Below are 23,023 nucleotides of genomic sequence, written 5' to 3' on the forward strand. Positions count from 1 at the left end.
ATGAGCCCGGTCGCCCTCGACCACGGCTGCGGACGACGCGCCGCCGCCTGGGAGGTGCTCGCGCAGGTGCCCGATCCCGAAGTGCCGGCGGTGTCGCTGGTGGAGTTGGGCATCGTGCGCGACCTGATCGAGACGGCGGAGGGCTTCGAGGTCGTGCTCACGCCCACCTATTCCGGCTGCCCCGCCACCGAGGTGATCGAGCAGCAGGTGCGCGAGGCGCTGGCGCGGTTCGGCACTGTCACCGTCACGATGCGACGTGCGCCGGCCTGGACCACCGACTGGATCACCGAGGAAGGCCGCGAGAAGCTGCGCCGCTACGGCATCGCGCCGCCCGGACCGGTCGATCCGGGGCAGGGCGTGCCGATCCGGCTGGTGCGACGCGCGCCGCCGCTGGCCTGTCCGCGCTGCGGCAGCACCCACACCGAGCGGCTGTCCGCCTTCGGCTCGACCGCCTGCAAGGCGCTGCATCGGTGCCTGGACTGCCGCGAACCCTTCGAACATTTCAAACCGATCTGACCGGCACCACCGGGCCGACGGTCCCAACCCGAGTCCAGCCATGAGCCTGCACTTTCACCCGCTGCGCCTGCGCGCCAAGCACCAGGACACCGACGATGCGGTCGTGCTCTGCTTCGACGTGCCCGAAGGCCTGCGCGACACCTTCCGCTTCACCCAGGGCCAGTACCTGACGCTGCGCGGCGAGGTCGACGGCCAGGACCTGCGCCGGTCCTATTCCATCTGCGCCGGCGTTGACGACAACGAACTGCGGGTCGGTGTGCGCCACGTCACCGGTGGCGCGTTCTCCAGCTGGGTGCATGAGCGCCTGCGTCCGGGCGACGAGATCCAGGTCTTTCCGCCGCAAGGCCGCTTCCATGTGCCGCTGGACCCGTCGGCCGCCCGGCATTACCTGGGCATCGCGGCCGGGTCGGGCATCACGCCCATCCTGTCGATCATGAAGACGGTGCTCGCCCGCGAACCGCTGAGCCGCTTCACCCTGATCTACGGGAATCGCCGTCCTGCGACGACGATGTTCAAGGAAGAGCTGGAAGATCTGAAGAACCGCTATCTGACGCGCCTGTCGCTGCATCACGTGTTCTCCCGCGAGCAGGTCGATTCGCCGCTGATGGCCGGCCGGCTGGACCAGGCCAAGCTGGCGACGTTCCTGGCGGGTCCGGTGCCGGCGGCGGGGATCGATCAGGTCTTCGTGTGCGGTCCGTTCGAGATGAATGAGCACGCCGAGGCGGCGCTGCGCCAGGCGGGCGTGCCGGAAGACCGGATCCACATCGAGCGATTCGGCACGCCGGAAATGCAGACCGGTCGCCCGGCGCCTCACGAGGTCCATGACGAGGATGCGGAGGCCGCCAAGGTGCTGGTGATCCGCGACGGCGTCTCGCGCGAGATCGAGTTCCGCAAAAGCGATCCGAGCCTGCTGGACGCCGCCGCGCGGGCCGGCATGGATGTGCCGTTTTCCTGCAAGTCCGGCGTCTGTTCCACCTGCCGCTGCAAGTTGCTGGAAGGGGAGGTCCGCATGGACAAGAATTTCGCGCTGGAGAAACATGAGGTCGCGGCGGGCTTTATCCTCAGCTGCCAGGCACATGCGCTGACCCCGCGCCTGGTGATCTCGTTCGACGAGCGCTGAGCGCACGGATCGAGCAGGTCATCCGCGCCAACGGAGCCTGTGTGACCCGAGCCCGAGCCCGAGCCCGAGCCTGACCCCGAGCGCGCTTTCCGTCTTCCGTTCTCCTTTTCCCTTTCACGAGACCCTACCGACCCCATGGCCAGAGGCAGAGCCCCCGGATTCGACGCCACCCGCGAGGAGATCCTCGCCCAGGCTGCCCGCCTGTTCGCCAACCAGGGCTTTCCCGCCACCTCGATGAATCAGGTCGCTGAAGCCTGCGAGGTGTCCAAGCCCACCCTCTATCACTATGTGCGCGACAAGCATGAACTGCTCGCACAGATCTGCCAGAGCCATCTCCAGCACCTGGCCCATCTGGTGGACGAGGTGAGCGGTCTCGGCCTGCCGCCCGAAGACCATCTGCGGGCGCTGATCCATCGCTTCGTGCAGGCCTACGGCGAGTCGCAGAACGAGCATCGGGTGCTGACCGAGGACATGAAGTTCCTCGACGAGGACCATCGGGCGCGGATGATCGAGGTCGAGCGTCAGGTGGTTGCCCGCTTCGCCGATGCGGTGGCGACGATTCGCCCGGAACTGCGCGGCGCCCATCTGCACAAGCCACTGACCATGCTGCTGTTCGGCATGATCAACTGGACCTTCACCTGGCTGCGTCCGGACGGGGCCCTGACCTATGAGGCGGTGGCGCCCATGGTGGCGGACCTGTTCTTCGGCGGGCTCGGCGCGGTGAAGATCGGCCCGGTCGCCGACGGCGTGTCCGGGCTCTCGGTCTCAGGCCGTCCTGCCTCATGACGGCCTGAACCTTTCCTCTGCGTTCCTGACCAAAAAATTCACACGGAGACGACATGAAACGCATCGAGAAGACCACCCTGCTGGCGCTGGCCGGCGCCGCCTTGATGGGCCTGGGCGGCGCGGCACAGGCCGACATCCAAGTCGGCGTGACGGTGTCGGCCACCGGGCCGGCCGCGTCGCTGGGCATTCCGGAAAAGAACACCTTCAGCCTGATGCCCAAGACGATCGCGGGCCAGAAGGTCAACTATGTGATCCTGGACGACGCCTCCGACACCACCACAGCGGTGGCCAACACCCGCAAGCTGATCACCGAGCACAAGGTGGATGTGGTGGTCGGCTCCACGGTCACGCCCAACTCGCTGGCGATGATCGATGCGGTCTCCGAGGCCCAGGTGCCGATGATCTCGATGGCCGCGTCGGCGCGCATCGTCGAGCCGATGGATGCGAAGAAGAAGTGGGTCTTCAAGACACCGCAGAACGACATCATGATGGCGCTGGCGATTGCCAGCCACATGCAGGCGATGGGCGTGAAGACGGTGGCCTACATCGGCTTTGCGGATGCCTACGGCGAGGGCTGGTATGGCGAGTTCAACAAGGTCGCCGCCAGCAAGGGGCTGAGCATCGTCGCCAATGAGCGCTACAACCGGACCGACACCTCGGTCACCGGCCAGGTGCTGAAGATCCTGTCGGCCAAGCCGGATGCGGTGCTGGTGGGCGGCAGTGGCACGCCGGCGGCGCTGCCGCAGAAGACGCTCAAGGAGCGGGGCTACGGTGGCAAGTACTACCAGACCCACGGCGTGGCCAACAATGATTTCCTGCGCGTGGGCGGCAAGGATGTCGAAGGCACCTTCCTGCCGGCCGGCCCGGTGCTGGTGGTGGATCAGCTGCCGGCGGACCATCCGGCCAAGAAGAGCGCCAAGGCGTATGTGACCGCGTATGAGGCGGCCTTCGGCAAGGGCAGCGTGTCCACCTTCGGCGGCCATGCGTGGGACGCCGGGCTGTTGCTGCAGGCGGCGATTCCCGAGGCGATCAAGAAGGCACAGCCCGGCACGCCCCAGTTTCGGGCCGCCCTGCGCGACGCCATCGAGAACGTGAAGGAACTGCCCGCGTCTCATGGCGTGTTCACCATGTCCGCTAACGACCATCTGGGACTCGATCAGCGTGCCCGGGTGATGGTCAAGATCGAAGGCGGAACCTGGAAACTCCAACCCTAGTTTCGCGGACGCTCGGCTACTGCGCGGGCCGATCTTGGGCTTGCGGTGCTCGCCGTACAGCAGTACGGCTGCGCGCCGCAAGCCCAACCTCGGCCCGCTCGCGACGCCGCTCGTCCGCGAAACCCAGCGGTGAACAACGCTGGGTCGTTCCTGCGAAATTCGTCATCGGGTGCTTGCAGCGTCTTTGCTGGGGGGCTCGACATAAGGTTTCGCTCGCGTTCACGCTGGTTTTCTAGTTTTTTCGTCGCACCGCTCCCATCTTCTTTGATCGCATTGCTGCGGCCCGTGGCGTGACCATGGGCGTTGATGTTCTGAAGGATCGTCATGAGTTCCACCCCCATCCTCCAAAGCCTGATCGCCGGACGCTGGATCGGCACCTCCGCCGCCCGCTCGCTGCACAGCGCGATCAACGGCCGCGCCGTCGCTCAGACCCATGCCGATGAGATCGACTTCGGCGAGAGCCTGGCCTTCGCACGTCGACAGGCCTTGCCCGCGATGCTGGCGCTCGACTTCCAGCAGCGCGCCGCGATCCTCAAGGCGCTGGCCAATGAGCTGATGGCGAGCAAGGAAACGCTCTACACCATCTCCGCCCACACCGGCGCCACCCGGGCCGATTCCTGGATCGACATCGAAGGCGGCATCGGCACCCTGTTCGCCTATGCGTCGATGGGCCGCCGCGAACTGCCCTCCAGCAACCTCGTCCACGAAGGGCCCGCCACGGCCCTCGGCAAGGTCGGCCAGTTCATGGGCACCCATGTGCTGGTGCCCAAGCGCGGCGTCGCGGTCCACATCAATGCCTTCAACTTCCCGATGTGGGGCATGCTGGAAAAGTTCGCGCCCAGCTTCCTCGCGGGCATGCCCTGCATCGTCAAGCCCGCGACCGCCACCAGCTATGTGGCCGAAGCCTGCGTCCGCCTGATCGAGGCCACCGGGCTGCTGCCGGCCGGCACGCTGCAACTGGTCATCGGCAGTTCCGGCGATCTGCTGGATCGGCTGGAAGAAACCGACGTGGTCACCTTCACCGGCTCGGCCGATACCGCCGCCCAGTTGCGGGTGAATCCCAACCTGATCCGTCGCTCGGTGCCGTTCAATGCCGAAGCGGACAGCCTGAACTGCTCGATCCTGGCGCCCGATGTGCAAGCCGGCGATCCGGAATTCGATCTGTTCGTCAAGGAAGTGCTGCGCGAGATGAGCGCCAAGGCCGGCCAGAAGTGCACCGCCATCCGCCGCGCGATCGTGCCCGCCGCCCAGGTGGATGCGGTGGCGGCCGCGCTGCGGGAACGGCTGTCGAAGATCAAGATTGGCGATCCGGCGATCGAGGGCGTGCGCATGGGGGCGCTGGCCTCCAAGGCGCAGCAGGCCGATGTGGCCGAGCGGCTGGCGCAACTGGCGCAAGGCAATGAAGTCATCTTCGGCGAGCGCGACGGTTTCGCTCCGTTGGGCGAGGGCGTGGGCGAGGGCGCGTTCTTCCCGCCGACGCTGCTGCTGTGTCGCGATGCGCTGCGCAACGAGGCGGTCCATCAGGTCGAGGCCTTCGGTCCTGTGTCCACGCTGATGACCTACGACGATTTCGATGAAGCGCTGGCGCTGGCGGCCAAGGGCCGTGGCAGCCTGGTCGGCTCGGTCATCACCCGCACGCCGGCCCTGGCGGCCCAGGCGGTCTATCAGGCCGCGGCCTTCCACGGCCGTCTGCTGGTGCTGGACCGCGAGGCCGCCGCCGAATCCACCGGCCATGGCTCCCCGCTGCCGATGCTCAAGCATGGCGGTCCGGGTCGCGCTGGCGGCGGGGAGGAACTGGGGGGCATCCGCGCGGTGAAGCACTATCTGCAGCGCTGTGCGGTGCAGGCCTCGCCCACGATGCTCACCGCGATCACCGGTGAATATGTGCGCGGCGGCAAGGTGAATGAAGACGCGATTCATCCGTTCCGCAAGTATTTCGAAGAGATCCAGGTCGGCGATTCGCTGCTCACCCATCGCCGCACCGTGTCGGAGGCGGACATCGTCAACTTCGGCGGCATCAGCGGCGACTTCTTCTACATGCACTTCGACGAGGTGGCCGCCAAGGACACCCAGTTCGGGCAGCGCATCGCGCACGGCTATTTCGTGCTGTCGGCGGCGGCCGGCCTGTTCGTGTCTCCGGCGCCCGGCCCGGTGCTGGCGAACTACGGGCTGGACACGCTCCGCTTCGTGAATCCGGTGGCGATCGGAGACACCATCCAGGCGCGCCTGACCTGCAAACGCCGCATCGATCGCGGCAATCGGCCGGACCAGCCGCCGCAAGGCGTCGTCGCCTGGGACGTGCAGGTCATGAACCAGCGCGGCGAACTGGTGGCGAGCTATGACATCCTGACGCTGGTGGCGAAGAAGGCGGCCTGAGCGCGTGCCGGAGGCCATGCGGTGACGCAACGACGCGGCAACTCGTGCGCCGTGGCCCGTGCGGCGCGTCTCGTGCCGTGATCTGTGATCTGTGATCTGCGAGCGGTGAGCGGTGAGCGGTGAGCGGTGAGCGGTGAGCGGTGAGCGGTGAGCGGTGAGCCACCAGCCGCCAGCCGTGAGCCGTGAGCTGCCCCCTCGGTGCTGAGGCAAAAGCGAAGTCTGCGGCTGGCCCGACCCGCTTGAGCGTGCGGTGTCCGGCCGCCACACTGCGGGCTTCTTTCACCGTCAACAGGACTACCGTGGACGAGATCAGCACCCCTTTCCTTGTCGGCCTCGTCTTCTCGGTCACCTTGGCCATCGTGGCCGGGATGGCCTGGAAAGGCGGCAACGAACGGCGCGATGTGGCCTTCCTGGCGTCGACCGCAGGCGTAGGCGGACTGTGTACGGTGATCGCGGCGCTCGCCTGATCGGTAGACGACAGCGCAGCCGCGTGCGAGGGCGATACCGACCGTTGCCATCGGAACGCCCTCAGACGCCAGCGGAGAAGAGATCGCGGGCCACAATGCATGAGCGTCGTCGTACAAGTCGGCGCTCACATGAGGTCAGGCATGCGCGTCTTTCTTGTCGAGGATTCCGAATACATCCGCCAGCAGTTCCTTCGCCTGTTCGAAGGCGTACCGTATGTGACGGTGGTCGGCCAGGCATCGACGGAAGATGAGGCGGTGGACGGCATCACGACCCTGGCGCCGGACGTGGTGCTGGTCGACCTCAACCTGCAGACCGGCTCCGGCATGCATGTGCTCAGCCGGTCGCGTCGTGCGGGCTTTTCGGGCAAGCTGTTCGTGCTGAGCAGCCGCGATCCCGACTTCTACCAATCGCTGTGCGAGCGCCACGGCGCGGACGGGTTCTACGACAAGGCCCATGACCAGCAGAAGTTGCTCGACGATCTTCAGGCGCTCAAGGCCCTGAAGACCGCCGCCGAGGCCAAAGGCCACTGACGTCCCCGCCCCACGCCGGCGCCGGCCCGCCGCTCCCCATGCGCTGATGTCTTCATTCGGCCACCCGGTGCGTCGAGCCGCCGTGCGCTCGTGAGGTGGTTCACCCGCCCTCCCGCGCGGCACGTTCCCGCTGACCTGCTCAGGCGCTCACGCCATTCAGGTCGCTCTGGTCGCTTACGTCCCTCAAGCCCCTCACGTCCCTCACGTCGTGCCGTGTCTTCGGTCGCGTCACCGAAAGACTCGGCGACCACCACGTCGGCAACAGGCGCTGCACCTCGGCGCGGGCGAACCGATCGTCGATCAGGTGGATCACACCGCGGTCATGGGTGGTGCGGATCACGCGGCCGGCGGCCTGCACCACCTTCTGCAGGCCGGGGTAGAGGTAGGTGTAGTCATAGCCGTCGCCGAACAGCTGATCCATGCGTTGCCGGATCTGCTCATTGACCGGGTTCACCTGCGGCAGGCCCAGCGTCGAGAGGAAGGCGCCGATCAGGCGCCGGCCCGGCAGGTCCACCCCTTCCGCAAAAGCCCCACCGAGCACGGCGAAGCCCACGCCGCGGCTGTCGTCGGTGAAGCTGTCCAGGAACTGGCGTTGGGCCGGCTCGCTCATGCGGCGGGATTGGCGCCATTGCGGCACCTCCGGGTGGCGCTGGGCCAGCAGATCCGCCACCTGCTGCAGATAGTCGTAGCTGCTGAGGAAGGCGAGGTAGTTGCCCGGCGCGCGGCGGAACTGCTCGGCGATCAGATCCGCGATGGGCTGCAGCGACGCCTGACGATGCTGATAGCGGGTCGAGATGTGCCCGGAGATCTGAACCTGCAGCTGGGACGCGTCGAAGGGCGAGCCCACGTCAATGCGGACATGGTTCTCCGGCAGCCCCAGCAGGTCGGCATGGAAGGCATGCGGCTGCAAGGTGGCAGAGAACAGCGTGCTGGTGTGCGCCGCCTGGAGCCGCGGACGCAGGAAGCTGGCCGGCACGATGTTGCGGATGCACAAGGTGGACCGTCCCGGTTTGGCGAACGGCCCGGTCGGCTTTTGCAGGTCGACCATCGAATGCGGGCCGAAGGACTCCGCAGCGCGGATCAGATGCAGCGCCTCGAAATGGAAGGCCAGCAGTTCCGGGTCCGCCGTGTCGGGCTGCTGGGCCAGATGCTCGGCGATCACGCCGCTGCAATGCTGCACCGCCGTCAGCAGGGCTTCGGGCACGCGGTCATAGGCGGTGTAGTCGTCGGTCTGCGCCTTGTCGAGCGCGCGCCATTGGCGACTGACCTTGTCCAGCGCCTTGCGCACCAGCGCTGAAGCCGAGGCGCTCGGCGAGTGCCGCGCCTGTTGCAGCAACTCGGGCGACAGGGTGGCGCTGAACATCTTGCGGCCGCGCTCGACGAGGTTGTGCGCCTCGTCCACCAGCACGGCCACCCGCCATTGGTTCTCCTGCGTCAGCCCGTGGAGCAACGCGCCGTGATCGAAGTAGTAGTGGTAGTCGCCGACGATCACATCCGCCCAGCGCGCCAGCTCCTGGCTCAGGTAGTACGGGCAGAGGCCGTGGGCCAGCGCGGCTTCTCGCACGGCTTCGCGGGTCCAGGTGGCGCCGTGTTCCGGCGCCGTGCCCAGTGCCGCCGAACGCGCGGCGGGAAGACGGTCATAGAAGCCGCGGGCGAGGGGACAGGCGTCGCCGTGGCAGGCCTTGTCGGGATGCTCGCAACTCTTGTCGCGTGCCACCATCTCCAGGACCCGCAGCGGTGCCGCGGCCGGGTCCGATGCATCGCCGCCCTGCAGGCGCGCCAGCGCATCCAGGGCGGTCTGTCGTCCCGAGGTCTTGGCGGCGAGGAAGAACACCTTGTCCAGCCGCTGCCCGGGCGTGGCCTTCAACAGCGGGAACAGCGTCGCGAGGGTTTTGCCGATGCCTGTAGGCGCCTGCGCCAGCAGGCAGCGTCCCCCGGCGGCCGCCCGGTACACCGCCTCGGCCAGGGTCCGCTGGCCGGTGCGGAAATCGCCGAACGGAAAGCGCAAGGCTTGCAGGGCCGTATCGAGCGCCTGCCGATGCGCCAACTGCGCCATCGCCCAGACCAGGAAGCGCTCGCAGTGCGCGTCGAAATGCGCGCGCAGTTCGGCGGCGCTGCAGTGTTCGACCAGCACGGTCTCTTCGCTGCGGCCCAGTTCCAGATAGACCAGCGCGACATCCAGGCTCTCCCAGCCTTCGGCCTCGCACACCAGCCATCCGTAGATCTTGGCCTGGGCCCAATGCAGATGACGATGGGTGGGCCGCTGCCGTTCCAGGCTGCCGCGATAGGTCTTGATCTCCTCGACACGTCGACGGATCGGATCGACCCCATCGGCGCGGCCTCGCACCCGGAGTGCGCCGTGGTCGCCGGTCAACGACACCTCTTTGCGGTAGCTCTCGCCGCGGCGTTCGTACACCAGGGTGTGACCGGCAATGCCCTCCTGCGCGGTCGGCGCCGGGGTGAAGCGCAGATCCAGATCGCCTTGCTTGGCGGTGAACGCGCAGAGTTCGCGGACGGAGACCGTGTACATGAGCGGGAAGGGCGTGGCGCGGGATCAGCGTCGGAGTCGGAGAAGGCGTGGGCGTCGGCGTCGTACTTGGAAGCGGAAGCGTGCTCCGACGCGGCGATCTCAGTCCGGTGTCGGTGTGTCGGGCGCGGGAACGATCTTCACCAGCTTGGCCGATGGAAAGGCGCGCCGCACCGCCTGGCTGGCGCTGGCCAAGGCGTCTTCGGCGGAGGTGGCATGGCGGATGAACTGCAGCTCCAGCAGGCCGGTGACGCTGGCACCGACCAGCGTTTCGGTGCAGCCCGACGCTTCCAGTCGCTCCATCACGGCTTCCACCCACGCGTCGTGCTCATCAATCTCGTAGCGGAGCGTGAACTCAAAGCCCATCGTGGCCCGCGTCTGCGCCAGCTGCTGGGCCACCGAGCTGCCCGTCACCACCGCCAGCGCGGACCGCTCCCCAAAGGCGTCATCGCCGTCCGTGGCGCGGCGCTGGCCGCCCGGCGGCGTGCCGGCGGGCGGGCTCGGATCTTCATCCGCCGACATGCTCAATGCTCCAGCTCGCCAGCGGCCAGTTCGTCGTGAGACGGGCGGGGCAGGTCGGCCTCATCATGGGCCACCGTGCGCTGGCTGAGCTGGAAGCGATGCAGCTCGGCCCGATGGCTGGGCTGGGCATGGATCATCCGCCGTGCCTGGGCGATGGCGGCCCGATGTTCAGGACGGCGCCGCGCCCAGTCCGCCAGCAACGCGCCGTGGCGTTCCGGGTAGACCGACCACCAGCTCACGATCGATTCCGCATCATTCAGATCAAGCAACATGGAAGGCTCCTCAGCAGCAGTAGGTAGTAGGTGCTGAGTGGTACTGTACACAAATACAGTATTGCCGGCGAATGATTTGCGGGTGGCAACAACCTCGCCGTGGGAATGGGGGGCCCGGAACGGGCTGGGCCGCCTGCGCTGCGGGTGGCGGGCCGATGGGCTGCGCGGGGCCGCCGGTGCGGTCTTTCTGGATGGGCGGGGCCCAGGGTCTGCGGGGGATTCAGGGAGGCTGAACGTTCTTGCATGCGAAGATGACCGTTGCACTCACCCGTTCACCGCATCGCATCGCATCGGGCTCCGTACGCGCCAGCGTCGAACCGTGTTTGACGATCCACTGCCCAAGGCCCTGATGAAAACACCTCCGCGACTCCAATCCCTGATCGAGGAAGGCCTGATCGATTCGGTCGTGCGCCAGTTGATGAGCGGCAAGGAGGCGCTGGTCTACGTGGTGCGCTGCGGCGACGAGACCCGCTGTGCCAAGGTTTACAAGGAGGCCACCCAGCGCAGCTTCCGGCAGGCGGTGGACTACACCGAGAACCGCCGCACGAAGAACAGCCGCCAGGCGCGCGCCATGGCCAAGGGCACGAAGTTCGGCCGGCAGGCCCAGGAGGCCGCCTGGCAGAACGCGGAGGTGGATGCGCTGTATCGGCTCGCGGCTGCGGGCGTGCGGGTGCCACAACCCTACAACTTCATGGACGGCGTGCTCTTGATGGAGCTGGTGGCGGATGAGCACGGCGATGCCGCGCCCCGCCTCAACGGCGTGATGTTCACCGCAGACGAAGCCCGCACCCACCACCGCAGCCTGCTGGTGGAGGTGGTGCGCATGCTCTGCGCCGGGGTGGTGCACGGGGACCTGTCCGAATTCAACATCCTGCTCGCCAGCGATGGACCGGTGATCATCGACCTGCCGCAGGCGGTGGATGCGGCGGGCAACAACCACGCCAAGCGCATGCTGCTGCGGGACGTGGCCAACCTGCGCGATTTCTTCGGCGGCTTTGCGCCGGACCTGCTGACCACCGACTACGGCCACGAGATCTGGGCGCTGTATGAGGCGGGTGCGCTGCATCCCGACACGCCGTTGACCGGCCAGTTCAAGCGGGCGACCGGCCCGGTGGACCTCGGCGAGGTGATCCGCGAGATCGACGACGCCCGGGACGAGGAAGTGGCGCGGCAGCAGCGCATGCAGTGACCGCCGCCAGCGGGCGACGGTCTGCGGGATCGCCTGCGTCGCACAGGCGGCCAATGGCAACACCTGGCACATGCGCGGGGGCGCGCTGAGGTTGAAGCGGTGCCCGTCCCTCAGCGCCCGGGCCTGTGTGCCGGTGCGCCCTCAGCGGTAGGGCGTCTCCAATCGTGCCAGCACCGTCGGCTGGCCCTTCGCATCCAGTCCGAGCACCAGCCCTTCCGCGGACGCTGTGTCGGTGTTCACCAGCGCGCTCAGCACAAACATGTGGGTGACCCAGACCTCGAATTCGCCTGGGCGTCGGGCGGCTTCAGCCAGCGAGCGGCGAAGCGTGTCGAGCGATTGGGCATAGGTCGCCGCATCGACGCCCTCCGGCGACCCCAGCGCTGGCCACGCCTGGACGCGGCCGAAGGCCAGCGTCGCCGTGTCCATGCATCGGCACCAGGGGCTGCTGCGCACCTGCGCGGGCGTCAGGCCGGCGGCCTTCAGGCGCTGGCCCAGGGCCCGGGCCTGATGGCGGCCGTCCTCGCTGAGGTTGCGCTGGGTGCTGCACTCGCCGAGTTTGAAGCCGGGCGGGTCGAAGGTGCCGGGCGCCCGGGCATGGCGCATGGCCAACACCACGCCGCCCCGCTTGAGCAGTGCGAGCGCCTCGGCGCCAGCAGCGGCCGGTGGCGGACTCTCGGCAAATCCGACTCGTGAGGCCAGCGTGGCGGAAACGGCGCATGACAGCGCGAGGAGTTGGCGTCGGTCCATGGGCGGATTCTGCGGTGCTCCGCATGCACCCTGCCGCACAAGGGTTACCGCGCCGTGGGGCCGGCGCCGCACGGCGGATTCAGCCTGAAACCCGACGTTTCGGTTCCCTCCTTAGAATCGCGACTCCCAAGCGATGACGCCCGGTGACCGGGCGATGACGATGACAGCTGCAGTACGGACCGCCGCCCCGCAAGCGCCGGTGGTGATCGTGGGTGCCGGCCTGGCCGGGTTGACGGTGGCGCTGCATCTGGCCGACGAGGTGCCCGTCATCGTCCTGGCCAAGCGCGAGCTCAACGAGGCGGCGACCGCCTGGGCGCAGGGCGGCATCGTCGGCGTGCTGGGCAGCGACGACAGCATCGAGAGCCATGTCCGCGACACGCAGGAAGCCGGCGCCGGACTGGTCGACGAGACCACCGCCCGCTTCATCGCCGAGCGCAGCGCGGACGCGGTCGGCTGGCTGGTGGCGCAGGGCGTGCCCTTCACCCCTGATGAGCGCGGACCGCTCGGCCTGCACCTGACCCGCGAAGGCGGCCATGCGGTGCGCCGCATCGCCCATGCGGCGGACGCCACCGGCAAGGCGATCCACGATGCCCTGCTGGCCAAGGCGCAGGCGCATCCCAACATTGAATTGCGCCAGCGCTGGATGGCGCTGGACCTGATCACCTCGCGGCATGTGCAGCGGGACGAGCCGTCGCGCTGCTACGGCATCTATGCGCTCGACATGGATGGGCAACGGGTGGAGGCGATCGCCGCCAAGGCGGTGGTGATGGCCACCGGCGGCGCCGGCAAGGTCTATCGCTACACCACCAACCCGGACACCTCCACCGGCGACGGCATCGCCATGGCCTGGCGCGCGGGCTGCCGCATTGCCAACATGGAATTCATCCAGTTCCATCCCACCTGCCTCTATCACCCGCAGGAACGCAGCTTCCTGATCACCGAGGCCCTGCGCGGCGAGGGCGGCCATCTCAAGCTGCCCGACGGCACCCGCTTCATGGCCGCGCACGACGAACGCATGGAGCTTGCGCCGCGGGACGTCGTCGCCCGTGCCATCGACTTCGAGATGAAGAAGCACGGCCTGGACCATGTCTGGCTGGACGCGACCCATCTTGGCGAGGCCTTCCTCAAGGAGCACTTCCCGACGGTGCATGCGCGCTGTCTGGCGCTGGGCATCGACATCGCCCGCCAGCCGATTCCGGTGGTGCCGGCGGTGCACTTCACCTGCGGCGGCGTGGTCTCCGACCTGAGCGGACAGGCCGATCTGCCCGGCCTGTATGCGGTCGGCGAGACGGCGTACTCCGGATTGCATGGCGCCAATCGTCTGGCCAGCAATTCGTTGCTGGAGTGCGTGGTGCTGGGCCGCACCTGTGCCGACAACATCCTGGCGCAGTCGGTGCCGGACCGCGCCCCGCTGCCGGCCTGGGATGAGAGCCAGGTCGAGGATGCCGATGAGCAGGTGGTCATCGCCCACAACTGGGACGAGCTGCGCCTGTTGATGTGGAACTATGTCGGCATCGTGCGCACGACCAAGCGGTTGCAGCGGGCGCTGCATCGCATCGACCTGCTGCGCGCAGAGATCGACGACTACTACGCCAACTTCCGCGTCAGCCGCGACCTGCTGGAATTGCGCAACCTGGTCGACTGCGCGGAGCTGATCGTGCGTTCCGCCCTGCTGCGGCATGAGAGCCGCGGCTTGCACTACAGCCGCGACTATCCGCGCACGTTGCCCGCCAGTCTGCCGACGGTGCTGGTGCGCGACCGGGGTCGCGCAGGCTAAGCCGTAGCCGTAGCCCTAGTCTGAGACTGCGGTGGAGCGTCAGCGCTTTTGTCGCAGTTCGCTGCGTGAGACCACGAAGCGAAAGGCCGATTCCACGGCCTCCTTGACGGCGGCGTCGATGTCCTGGCGCTCGCGCTCGGTCAGGTAGAAGGAGTAATCGACCTGGTGCCGGATGTAGCGCGGTGGCAGCCGGTTCAGGGCCACGCAGGCCACATCGGCCATCAGCTCCGCGTCGGCCTGGATCGCCGGATAGCTCGGCGCCGTTTCCATGACGGCGGCAAACACTTCGCGTTCGTGGTGGTTGTAGAGCGAGGTGAAGTCCATGGCGTGTCTCGTCCTGCGGCAGGGCTTGGGATGCCCCGAGCATAGGCGGGCGGCGCCCCAAAAGGAAAGCCCCCGCGGACGCTCGTTCGGGCGGGGGCGTGGTCCGGAGCGGAGCCGCCAGGACGGTTTGGCGTCGATCGTAGCCGTGCCGGTTGCTCAGGGCGGACGAGTCGTCTCACCGCGCGAGCGCGCAACGGCGGGGCGGGGGGCTTGAGCGCCCACGCGAGCTGGACGGATCCAGTGGCGCGAGCAGGAGGTCTCAGGCCGCGCCCATGCCGGCCACGAGGCTGCCTGCAGCCTGGGCGGCTTGCCGGGCCTTCAACGCGGCGGTGAAGTCCAGCATGCGGGTGATGCAGGACAAGGCCTGGACCCGCACCGGTTCGGCCACCTGGATCTCGCCGTGACCGTGCTCCAGGCATTCGACGATGCCTTGCAGGCCATTCATGGCCATCCACGGGCAGTGGGCGCAGCTCTTGCAGGTGGCGCTGTTGCCGGCGGTGGGCGCCTCGATCAGCACCTTGCCGGGCGCGAGCTGGCGCATCGCATGCAGGATGCCCTTGTCGGTCGCGACCACGTATTCGCGCGCCTGGCCTTCGACCACGGCCTTGATCAGCGCTGAGGTCGACCCCACCACATCGGCCTGGGCGACCACAGCCGCCGGCGATTCCGGATGCACCAGGATCATCGCGTCCGGATGCTGGGCCCGCAGCAGCTCCAGCTCCAGGCCCTTGAACTCGTCGTGGACGATGCAGGCACCGTTCCACATCAGCATGTCCGCGCCGGTCTGGTCCTGGATGTAGCGACCCAGGTGCTTGTCCGGCGCCCAGAGGATCTTCTCGCCGCGCGCCTTGAGATCGGACACGATCTCCAGGGCGCAGGAGCTGGTGACCATCCAGTCGGCGCGCGCCTTCACGGCGGCGCTGGTGTTGGCATAGACCACCACGGTGCGATCCGGATGGGCATCGCAGAAGGCAGCGAAATCATCGGCCGGACAGCCCAGGTCCAGCGAGCAGGTGGCGTCCAGATCGGGCATCAGCACCCGTTTTTCCGGGCTGAGGATCTTGGCGGTTTCGCCCATGAAGCGCACGCCCGCCACCACCAGCGTCTGCGCTGCATGGTCACGGCCGAATCGCGCCATCTCCAGCGAGTCGGACACGATGCCGCCGGTGGCCTGGGCGAGATCCTGCAGATCGCCGTCGACGTAGTAGTGCGCCACCAGCGCGGCGCCGCGCGCCTTCAGCAGCTCGGCGGCGCGTTGCTTGAGCTCATCGCGCTGGCGGGTCGTCAGCGGGGCCGGCACCTTGGCCCAGGCATGGGCGGTGCATGTGGCGCCCTGCGCATCCTGGAGGGCGAAGTCGTACATCACCTGATTCATGGGCGGGATTCTAGGCGTCGGGGCAAGGCATCGATGGCCGACGGGGCATCGGCGTCGAGATCCGGTGCGGAGACGACCGCCACCGGACCGCGGCCCCCCATTCAGACCTGCTCGAAGAACCGGCTCGGCGGCATGCCCACGGTGCGGGTCACCATCGCGGAGAACGCGCTGGCGCTGGCATAGCCGAGTTCTGCCGCGATCAGGCCCATCGGCTTGCCGTGCGCGGCCAGCCGAAGGGCCTCCGCCAGCAGTGCCTGCTGGCGCCACTGGGCATAGGTGCTGCCCAGCTCCTGGCGGAACAGCCGCGACACGGTGCGTGCGCTGGCGCCCACCTGCGCCGCCCAGTCGTCCAGGCTGGCCTCGCGCTGCGGATCCGCCAGCACCGCTTCGCACAGCCGGCGCAGGCGCTTGTCGGTGGGCAGGTCCACGCCCAGGCGCAGGCTGCGGGCGCGGCGGATCTCGTCCAGGATCAGCCGCGCGATCCAGACCTCGCGGTCCGACACCGTGTCCTGCTGCTGGACCTCGTCCATGGCCAACTGCACCACCAGTTCGCGCAGCAAGGGCGAGACCTCCAACACCCGGTTGGCCTGCCACACCGCCTGGCCGCACGGCGGCTGATGCAGGTAGAGGGTGCGCAGCTCGCAGCGTTCCACCGCCGTCACCGCATGCACCACGCCCGCCGGGATCCACACCGCGCGCGAGGGCGGCAGCAAGAAGGTGGCGCGCTCGGTGTTGACCCGCACCACGCCGCGCACCGAGAACACGAACTGGCCCCAGTCGTGGTGATGGGCCTGGATGTCCATGTGGCTGGCCATGCTGCGGGACTTGCCGCGCACCGGCCGGTGCTCGCTCGGTGCATAGCGCCGTGGATCCAGCGGCGGGACGCTGCTGCGAACAGGCGCGGGCGACGGGCTCGATGCGCGCCGGCCCGAAGGGCTGCCGTCAGACCACGAGGCGGCAGACGCACCCCGCTGGCCGCGTGATGTCGAGCTGGGTCGCGACCGCGGCACCGATGGCGGGGCTGCGGGGTGGTTCGGGGGACCGGTGACGTCGGTCGCGCCGCGCGCATCCGAGGCGTTCGGGGCGTTCGTCTCAGTGGCGGGCAGGCGCATGGCGGAAAATCGACAGAACTTGGCCGGCTATCGTAAACGCGACGCGGCCAGCCTGACAACATCACGGCCATGAACACCGCCACGCTGACCCTGAGCGCCGATCAGAGCGCCCGACGAGACATCCAGACCATCAGCCTGATCGGTCTGGCCCATGGCACGTCGCACTTCTTCCATATGCTGCTGCCGCCGCTGTTTCCCGTCTTCATGCGGGAGTTCGGCCTCAGCTACTCCGAATTGGGCCTGCTGGTCACCGTCTTCTTCGTGATCTCGGGCATCGGCCAGGCGCTGTCGGGCTTCCTGGTGGACCGTACCGGCGCTCGGCCGATCCTGTTCCTGGCGCTGGGCTGCTTCGTGCTGGCCTCGATCGCCGCCGGCACCGCGCAGGGCTTCACCGGGCTGGCCCTGGCGGCAGCGCTCGCGGGACTGGGCAATTCGCCGTTCCATCCGGTGGACTTCACCATCCTCAACAAGCGGGTGTCGCAGGCACGGTTGGGCCATGCGTTCTCGGTGCATGGCATTTCCGGCAATCTGGGTTGGGCGCTGGCGCCGGTGTTGCTGATCTCGGTCCACCAGACCACTGGCCATTGGCGCTATGCCTATGTCGCCACCGCGCTGTGGGCCGTGTGCGTGATGGCGCTGCTGGCATTCAAGCGCGATGCGATCGACGACCGCCAGGGCGCCTGGTCCCATGAGAAGGCCGGCGCGGCCGCCGCACCGGTGGATGAGCATCCGATGGCCTTCCTGAAACTGCCGTCGGTCTGGCTGTGCTTCTCGTTCTTCTTCTTCAGCACCGCCGCGCTGACGGCCATTCAGAGCTTTGCGTCGCCCGCGCTGTCGGCGATGTATGGGTTGAGTCTGGCCAGCACCGCCTTCGTGGTCACCGGCTACATGCTGGCGGGGGCGGCGGGCATGGTGCTGGGTGGGTTCCTGGTGGCGCGTTCCCAGAACCTGGAGCGCAACATCGCCGGCGCGATGACCGCCGCCGCTGCGCTGCTGGCGTTGACCGCCACCGGCTGGCTGCCCGCCAGCCTCGCGCTGGTGGCGGCCGCGACGGCGGGCTTCGGCACCGGCCTGGCCGGGCCGTCGCGGGACATGCTGATCAAGCGCGCCGCCCCACCCGGCGCCACGGGGCGCGTCTACGGCACGGTGTACTCGGGCCTGGACACCGGCTTCGCGGTGGCCGCGCCGATCTTCGGTGCGCTGATGGACCGGCAGTGGACCTCCGGCGTGTTCTGGGGAGCGGCGCTTGCCCTGTTGCTGGGGATCGCGGCGGCGAGCGTGGTGCGCAAGGCCTGAGGACGGCGGCCGGTCGGGTGCGGACAGTCGGACTCCCTCCAATGGACGAGTCCCTGCTTCCCCTTCCTGCGGTGTGCATGTCGAGGGTGGGGCCCTAAGCTGAAGTCCATGTGCTGTCGACTGACAGGACATGGACGACACAGCAAAAGGAGCCCGGGTCATGCCCGTCGATAACCCTCACAGCCCGACCGATCCGGCACGCCGCAGCGCATTGGTTGCCGGTGCCGGTCTGGTGGGCGCGATCAGCCTGCCTTTCGGCGCCAGCGCAGCCACGGCCGCGCCCGCCAAAGCCCACACCCCCAGCAACTCGCACGATCATCACACCATGAACACCATCACCACCAAGGACGGCACCTCGATCTTCTTCAAGGATTGGGGCCCGAAGACCGCGCAACCGATCGTGTTCCACCACGGTTGGCCGCTGTCCAGCGACGACTGGGACGCTCAGATGCTGTTCTTCGTGCAGCGCGGTTTCCGCGTGGTGGCCCATGACCGCCGCGGCCATGGCCGCTCGGCCCAGGTCGCTGAAGGTCACGACATGGACCACTACGCCGCCGACGCCTTTGCCGTGGTGGAGCACCTGAACCTGAAGAACGCGGTGCACATCGGCCACTCCACCGGTGGCGGTGAAGTCGCCCGCTATGTGGCCAAGCACGGCCAGCCGTCGGGTCGTGTCGCCAAGGCGGTGCTGGTGTCGGCGGTGCCGCCGCTGATGCTCAAGACCGCCAGCAATCCCGAAGGCCTGCCGATGGAAGTGTTCGACGGCTTCCGCAAGGGCGTGGCCGACAACCGTGCCCAGATGTTCATGGATGTGCCGGCCGGCCCGTTCTACGGCTTCAACCGTCCGGGTGCCAAGACCCTGCCGGGTGTGGTGCAGAACTGGTGGCGCCAGGGCATGATGGGCAGCGCCAAGGCCCATTACGACGGCATCAAGGCCTTCTCCGAGACCGACCAGACCGAAGACCTGAAGGCCATCACCGTGCCCACGCTGGTGATGCATGGCGACGACGACCAGATCGTGCCGATCGCCGATTCCGCGCTCAAGGCCGTCAAGCTGCTGAAGAACGGCTCGCTGAAGGTCTACAAGGGTTACTCGCACGGCATGCTCACCGTCAATGCCGATGTGCTGAACCAGGACCTGCTGGCCTTCATCAAGGCCTGATCCAGGCGGGTCCGTGTCCACGGGGAGACTCACCCCGTGGAGATCTGGACTGCGGGCTGCCGGCGCGAGCGGGCGGCCCGTTGTGCTTTGTGGTGGCCGCAGCGCCGGTCGGCGACTGCTGTGGCACAGGCACGGGCACGCGCACGGGCAGGGCGCTCCCCCATTCACGCGGTTTCGACCGTACGATGCGACGCCCGCCCTCTGATTTCTTCAACACCCAGCGGATGGCTGGATGAGGCGCTGACGCATGGTCGCGTTTTGCGTTGGTGCGCTGAAACGTGACGCTTTGATGCGCTGCCACGTTGATGCGTTGCCGCATTGATGCGCTGATCCACGGGGGCGATGCAGGAGCCCCCATGAACCGTCTGATTCGCTTTCCCCTGAGCCGACGCCGCGTGCTGTTGACCGCCACCTCGATGTCGACGGTGGCGCTGGCACTGCCAAGCGCTGCGCGCGCGCAGGCGCCCACGGGCGACGCGGCCCCGCTGGTGTTGGCGACCTCCACACCCGGCGGCGGCTTTGCGCTGTATGGGGAGACGCTGGCGCGGCTGGTGAATGCCCATGCCGGGGGCGAACGCCTGCGTGCGCAGCCCACACGCGGCACGGAGGAGAACCTGCCGCTGCTGCGCGAAGGCAAGGTCGATGCCGCCCTCATCCAGGGCACCAGTGCCGGCGATGTGCTGCAAGCGGGCGCGTCGCAGCCCTTGCGCATCTTGTTGGCGATGTATCCCAGCCCCGGTCTGTTGGCGGTGCCGCGGGCGTCGTCGGCGCGTCGGCTGGAGGATCTGGTGGGTCAGCCGGTGGTGTTCGGCGTGCGCAGCAGCGGGCTGGTGACCCTGGCCCGGCAGGTACTGGGTGCGCTGGATCTGGACATCGACCGCGATTTCCAGGCGCTGTATGTGGACCGGGCGGCCGATTCGCCCAAGCTGGTGATCGACGGCAAGGCCCGCGGCCTGTGGGGCGCGGGCGAAGGGTGGCCCGGCTTTGTCCAACTGGCGCAGTCGCCGGGTGGGGCGCGCTTCCTGGCACCCTCGGCGCAACAGATTCCCCGCATCCTGGCCCGTTATCCGCTGCTCAAGCCGATGGAACTTCCCGCGGGCACCTATCCCGGCATCGACGCCACGCTGCCCACGGTGGGGTCGATGAACTTCATCCTGGTCCGCGAGGATCTCCCACTGGAACGCGCTCAACGGCTGCTCGCGGCGATCCAGGCGGTGGCCCCGGCATGGGCAGCGGCATTGCCGCAGGCCCGGTTCAGCACGCTGGAGACCACGCGGGCGAGTGCGCCGTCGGAGGACTTGCTGCATGCGGCGGTGCGGTCGCGGTGAGTGGTTCTGAGCGTCTCTGGGCGGCGTGAAGCCGACCTCGGCAGACCTCGGCTGGCCTCAGCGAACCTCGGTGGACCGAAGTCGCGTGACTGATGAGAAAACGCCGGCGGGCCTCTCGGCACCACCGGCGTTCGGGGACGGGGGCCGGCGCGCAGGCGCCAGCCGTCGGTCAATGGTCGATCATTTCGCGGTGATCGTCACCGGAATGCTGACGGTGCTGCTCAGGCCGGCCGCATCGTTCACCGTGACCTTGAGCGTGTAGTTGCCGGTCACCGGCCTGGGCCACTTGGCGGTGACGGTCAGGCCGCTGATCGAGAAGCCCATGCCGGCGGGCACGCCGGTGATGGCGATCGAGGTCGGCGTGGAGGTGGCATCGGTGATGCTGAAGCTGCCGGTCAGCGCCTTGGCGGCGACGCCTTTCATCGGGCTGAAGGTGATGACCGGCCCGGCCTTCGCGATGGTGACGCTCAGCACGCCCTGGCCGCTCAGTCCGGTCTTGGTGTCCGTGGCCTTGACCGTGACGCTGTAGCGGCCGGCCACCGGACTGGCCCAACTGATGAGACCGGCGGTGCTGATGCTCATGCCGCCGGGAGCGCCGGTGAGGCCGTAGGTCACGGCATTCGGCGCGGTCACGGCGACGGTGTACTTCAGCGCGACGCCTGGCTGACCGCTCACGGTGGCGCTGCTCACACTCGGCGCGACCGGCGCGGCCGCGGGCGCCGTACTGCCGCTGAGCAACGCCAGTAGGCTGCTCACGTGGGGTGTTCCCAGACCGGTCAACTCGTCATAGCCGGTCTTGGCCACGCACAGGCTGCAACTGCCGTGTCGGCCTTGGGTGATGTCGGCGAAGGCGCTGGCGTAGTTGCCGGGCACCGCGCCGATCTGTCCGTACAGCACGGCGTGCGGCATACCCAACGGCAGCTTGGCGGACAGCGCGCGCTGGGCGTTGGCGATGGCGATCAGTCCGGCCCATTGCGGCGTGGACAGGCTGGTGCCGCCCACGCTCATCCAATTGACGGCCGCTGAGCCGGGCGTCATCACGGCGACGTACTGACCGGTGGCCGAATCGGCATTGAAGGCCACATCGGCGACGGTCCGGCGGGCATAACCGGTGAAACCGGGCACGTTGGCCGCCTGGTAGCTCGGCTTGGTGGTGTAGGCGCTGACGCCGCCGCCCGTGCCCGACCACGCCACCTCGCTGCGCGCGCCGGTGCCGTTGTAGCTCAGCGTGGTGCCGCCGACGGCGACGACATAGGGCGAGACCGAGGGCCAGCTGACTGCGACGCCGGAATCGCCGGTGGCCGCCAGATAGGTCATCCTGGCGCCGGTGAAGGCGCTGTCGTAGGCGGCGGTGTAGGTGCCCTCATTCGCGCCGAAGCTCATCGAGACCACGCCGGGACCCATGGCATTGGCCAGCTTGATGGCGCCGATCAGGCTGTTCAACGAGGCGTCGACGGCTTCGATCAACACCAGCCGCGCCAGCGGCGCGGTGGCGTGGACCCATTGCACGTCCAGTGCGATTTCGGTGGCCCAGCCCGAGTCATAGCCGGGTGCGGTCGCGGTCAGGGTGCCGGTCGGTGTGGCGTAGACCTGCGAGAACTCGCAGGTCTTGGCCGACGCGGCGGCCAGCGGCAGCGCGGTATTGGTGGCAATGGCCTTGGTGGTGCAGGTGGGCAGACCGAACTTCGCATTGAAGGCGGCCAGTTCCGCTGCCACGTTGGGATTGTGCTTGGCGTTGACGATGTAGACCGTCTGGCCGGCGCCCAGGGCGGCGGCCTGCGCGGCGGTGAGCGTGGCGCCGGCGCCCAGCAAGGCCGGCATGCCGTAGGCGGCGCGGATCTGCGCCGGGGTGTAGGTGGTGACGGCGGCGCCGGATGCTTGAGGCGCGGCCTGGCCGTTGCCGCTGGCGAGCGCCCGGCTGCGCTGAGCGAACAGCAGGGCGTCCAGACTCAGCCGCTGGGTGGACAAGCCCGCCAGGGCCGCCGGGATGTGCTGTGAATGCGGCGCCTGCAGCGCGGTGGCGGACGGATTCGCCGGATCGGTATCGGCGGGCTCGTCCAGGATCACCGGCGCGGCGTGGAAGGTCGGTTGGGCCTGGACGGTGGCGCCTTCGACGGTCGCGGTCGCGTCCGGTTGGGCGAGCTTGAACACCAGCGGGGCCGACGCGGCGGTACTGGCGGCGGCGGCGGTGTCCGCCGAGGTGTCTTGTCCACCGCCGCAGGCACTGAGGGCGGCGGCCGACACGGCGCACAGCCACAGAGCGCTGCGGTGGGAGGTCTTCGCGGGGGCGAGCTGTCGCATGGGGGTCCTCGGGCGATTCAAACCAGGGCGAGGGCCACGCGAACACAACGGTCACCGGCGACAGTGACAGGTCCGGCGCAG

20 protein-coding genes are annotated in these 23,023 nt (G+C 68.3%); 12 read left to right on the forward strand and 8 right to left on the reverse strand.

The window, feature by feature from the left end:
• From paaD to N4261_RS08625, 7 genes are all read left to right on the forward strand, one after another.
• Positions 1–516, forward strand: a complete 516-nt coding sequence (paaD, locus tag N4261_RS08595; RefSeq protein ID WP_261759742.1) for a 1,2-phenylacetyl-CoA epoxidase subunit PaaD — start codon at positions 1–3, stop codon at positions 514–516.
• A gap of 40 nt (positions 517–556) precedes the next feature.
• Positions 557–1,636 (forward strand): 1,2-phenylacetyl-CoA epoxidase subunit PaaE, encoded by a 1,080-nt coding sequence (gene paaE, locus N4261_RS08600; RefSeq protein ID WP_261759743.1) that lies wholly within the window; start codon positions 557–559, stop codon positions 1,634–1,636.
• Positions 1,637–1,771: 135 nt separating this feature from the next.
• Positions 1,772–2,422, forward strand: a complete 651-nt coding sequence (locus N4261_RS08605) for a TetR/AcrR family transcriptional regulator (RefSeq protein ID WP_261759744.1) — start codon at positions 1,772–1,774, stop codon at positions 2,420–2,422.
• Positions 2,423–2,475: 53 nt separating this feature from the next.
• Positions 2,476–3,636: an ABC transporter substrate-binding protein gene (locus N4261_RS08610; RefSeq protein WP_261759745.1), complete on the forward strand. Its 1,161-nt coding sequence runs from the start codon at positions 2,476–2,478 to the stop codon at positions 3,634–3,636.
• Positions 3,637–3,960: 324 nt separating this feature from the next.
• Positions 3,961–6,012 (forward strand): phenylacetic acid degradation bifunctional protein PaaZ, encoded by a 2,052-nt coding sequence (paaZ, locus tag N4261_RS08615; RefSeq protein WP_261759746.1) that lies wholly within the window; start codon positions 3,961–3,963, stop codon positions 6,010–6,012.
• 299 nt (positions 6,013–6,311) lie between these two features.
• Positions 6,312–6,479 carry a hypothetical protein gene (locus N4261_RS08620; protein ID WP_261759747.1) on the forward strand — a complete coding sequence of 56 codons (168 nt, stop codon included), beginning with the start codon at positions 6,312–6,314 and terminating at the stop codon, positions 6,477–6,479.
• A gap of 141 nt (positions 6,480–6,620) precedes the next feature.
• Positions 6,621–7,010 carry a response regulator gene (locus N4261_RS08625; RefSeq protein ID WP_261759748.1) on the forward strand — a complete coding sequence of 130 codons (390 nt, stop codon included), beginning with the start codon at positions 6,621–6,623 and terminating at the stop codon, positions 7,008–7,010.
• A gap of 139 nt (positions 7,011–7,149) precedes the next feature.
• On the opposite strand, the gene N4261_RS08630 is transcribed toward N4261_RS08625, so the two are convergent.
• From N4261_RS08630 to N4261_RS08640, 3 genes are all read right to left on the reverse strand, one after another.
• Positions 7,150–9,540: an ATP-dependent DNA helicase gene (locus N4261_RS08630; RefSeq protein ID WP_261759749.1), complete on the reverse strand. Its 2,391-nt coding sequence runs from the start codon at positions 9,538–9,540 to the stop codon at positions 7,150–7,152.
• Positions 9,541–9,639: 99 nt separating this feature from the next.
• Positions 9,640–10,059 carry a hypothetical protein gene (locus N4261_RS08635; protein ID WP_261759750.1) on the reverse strand — a complete coding sequence of 140 codons (420 nt, stop codon included), beginning with the start codon at positions 10,057–10,059 and terminating at the stop codon, positions 9,640–9,642.
• Positions 10,060–10,061: 2 nt separating this feature from the next.
• The gene (locus tag N4261_RS08640; protein ID WP_261759751.1) at positions 10,062–10,331 is read right to left on the reverse strand and encodes a hypothetical protein; all 270 of its coding nucleotides are present in this window, start codon (positions 10,329–10,331) and stop codon (positions 10,062–10,064) included.
• 349 nt (positions 10,332–10,680) lie between these two features.
• On the opposite strand from N4261_RS08640, the gene N4261_RS08645 reads away from it, so the two are divergent.
• A complete protein-coding gene (locus tag N4261_RS08645; RefSeq protein ID WP_261759752.1) occupies positions 10,681–11,520 on the forward strand; it encodes a PA4780 family RIO1-like protein kinase in 840 nt (279 codons plus the stop codon).
• Between the two features lie 141 nt (positions 11,521–11,661).
• Here the strand turns inward: N4261_RS08645 and N4261_RS08650 are convergent, their stop codons facing one another.
• Complete coding sequence (locus N4261_RS08650) at positions 11,662–12,267, reverse strand: histidine phosphatase family protein (RefSeq protein ID WP_261759753.1); 606 nt, start codon at positions 12,265–12,267, stop codon at positions 11,662–11,664.
• Between the two features lie 160 nt (positions 12,268–12,427).
• On the opposite strand from N4261_RS08650, the gene nadB reads away from it, so the two are divergent.
• On the forward strand, positions 12,428–14,044 hold the full coding sequence (nadB, locus tag N4261_RS08655; protein WP_261759754.1) for an L-aspartate oxidase: 1,617 nt from the start codon (positions 12,428–12,430) through the stop codon (positions 14,042–14,044).
• A gap of 39 nt (positions 14,045–14,083) precedes the next feature.
• Here nadB and N4261_RS08660 read toward each other — a convergent pair whose 3' ends face one another.
• The 3 genes from N4261_RS08660 to N4261_RS08670 form a co-directional block, all read right to left on the reverse strand.
• Positions 14,084–14,368 carry a late competence development ComFB family protein gene (locus N4261_RS08660; RefSeq protein ID WP_261759755.1) on the reverse strand — a complete coding sequence of 95 codons (285 nt, stop codon included), beginning with the start codon at positions 14,366–14,368 and terminating at the stop codon, positions 14,084–14,086.
• A 259-nt stretch (positions 14,369–14,627) separates the two neighbouring features.
• On the reverse strand, positions 14,628–15,743 hold the full coding sequence (gene nadA, locus N4261_RS08665; protein WP_261759756.1) for a quinolinate synthase NadA: 1,116 nt from the start codon (positions 15,741–15,743) through the stop codon (positions 14,628–14,630).
• A gap of 101 nt (positions 15,744–15,844) precedes the next feature.
• A complete protein-coding gene (locus N4261_RS08670; RefSeq protein ID WP_261759757.1) occupies positions 15,845–16,558 on the reverse strand; it encodes an AraC family transcriptional regulator in 714 nt (237 codons plus the stop codon).
• 366 nt (positions 16,559–16,924) lie between these two features.
• Between N4261_RS08670 and N4261_RS08675 the strand changes: the two genes are divergently transcribed.
• The 3 genes from N4261_RS08675 (at position 16,925) to N4261_RS08685 (ending at position 20,641) form a co-directional block, all read left to right on the forward strand.
• Positions 16,925–18,151, forward strand: coding sequence for an MFS transporter (locus tag N4261_RS08675; protein ID WP_261759758.1), 1,227 nt, complete (start codon positions 16,925–16,927; stop codon positions 18,149–18,151).
• Between the two features lie 325 nt (positions 18,152–18,476).
• Positions 18,477–19,313, forward strand: coding sequence for an alpha/beta fold hydrolase (locus N4261_RS08680; RefSeq protein ID WP_261760657.1), 837 nt, complete (start codon positions 18,477–18,479; stop codon positions 19,311–19,313).
• Between the two features lie 356 nt (positions 19,314–19,669).
• Positions 19,670–20,641, forward strand: a complete 972-nt coding sequence (locus N4261_RS08685) for a TAXI family TRAP transporter solute-binding subunit (protein WP_261759759.1) — start codon at positions 19,670–19,672, stop codon at positions 20,639–20,641.
• 180 nt (positions 20,642–20,821) lie between these two features.
• Here the strand turns inward: N4261_RS08685 and N4261_RS08690 are convergent, their stop codons facing one another.
• Positions 20,822–22,942 (reverse strand): S53 family peptidase, encoded by a 2,121-nt coding sequence (locus N4261_RS08690; protein WP_261759760.1) that lies wholly within the window; start codon positions 22,940–22,942, stop codon positions 20,822–20,824.
• Positions 22,943–23,023 lie beyond the last annotated feature (81 nt).

Source organism: Roseateles amylovorans, from assembly GCF_025398155.2.
In the GTDB taxonomy this organism is placed as follows: Bacteria; Pseudomonadota; Gammaproteobacteria; order Burkholderiales; family Burkholderiaceae_C; genus Roseateles; species Roseateles amylovorans.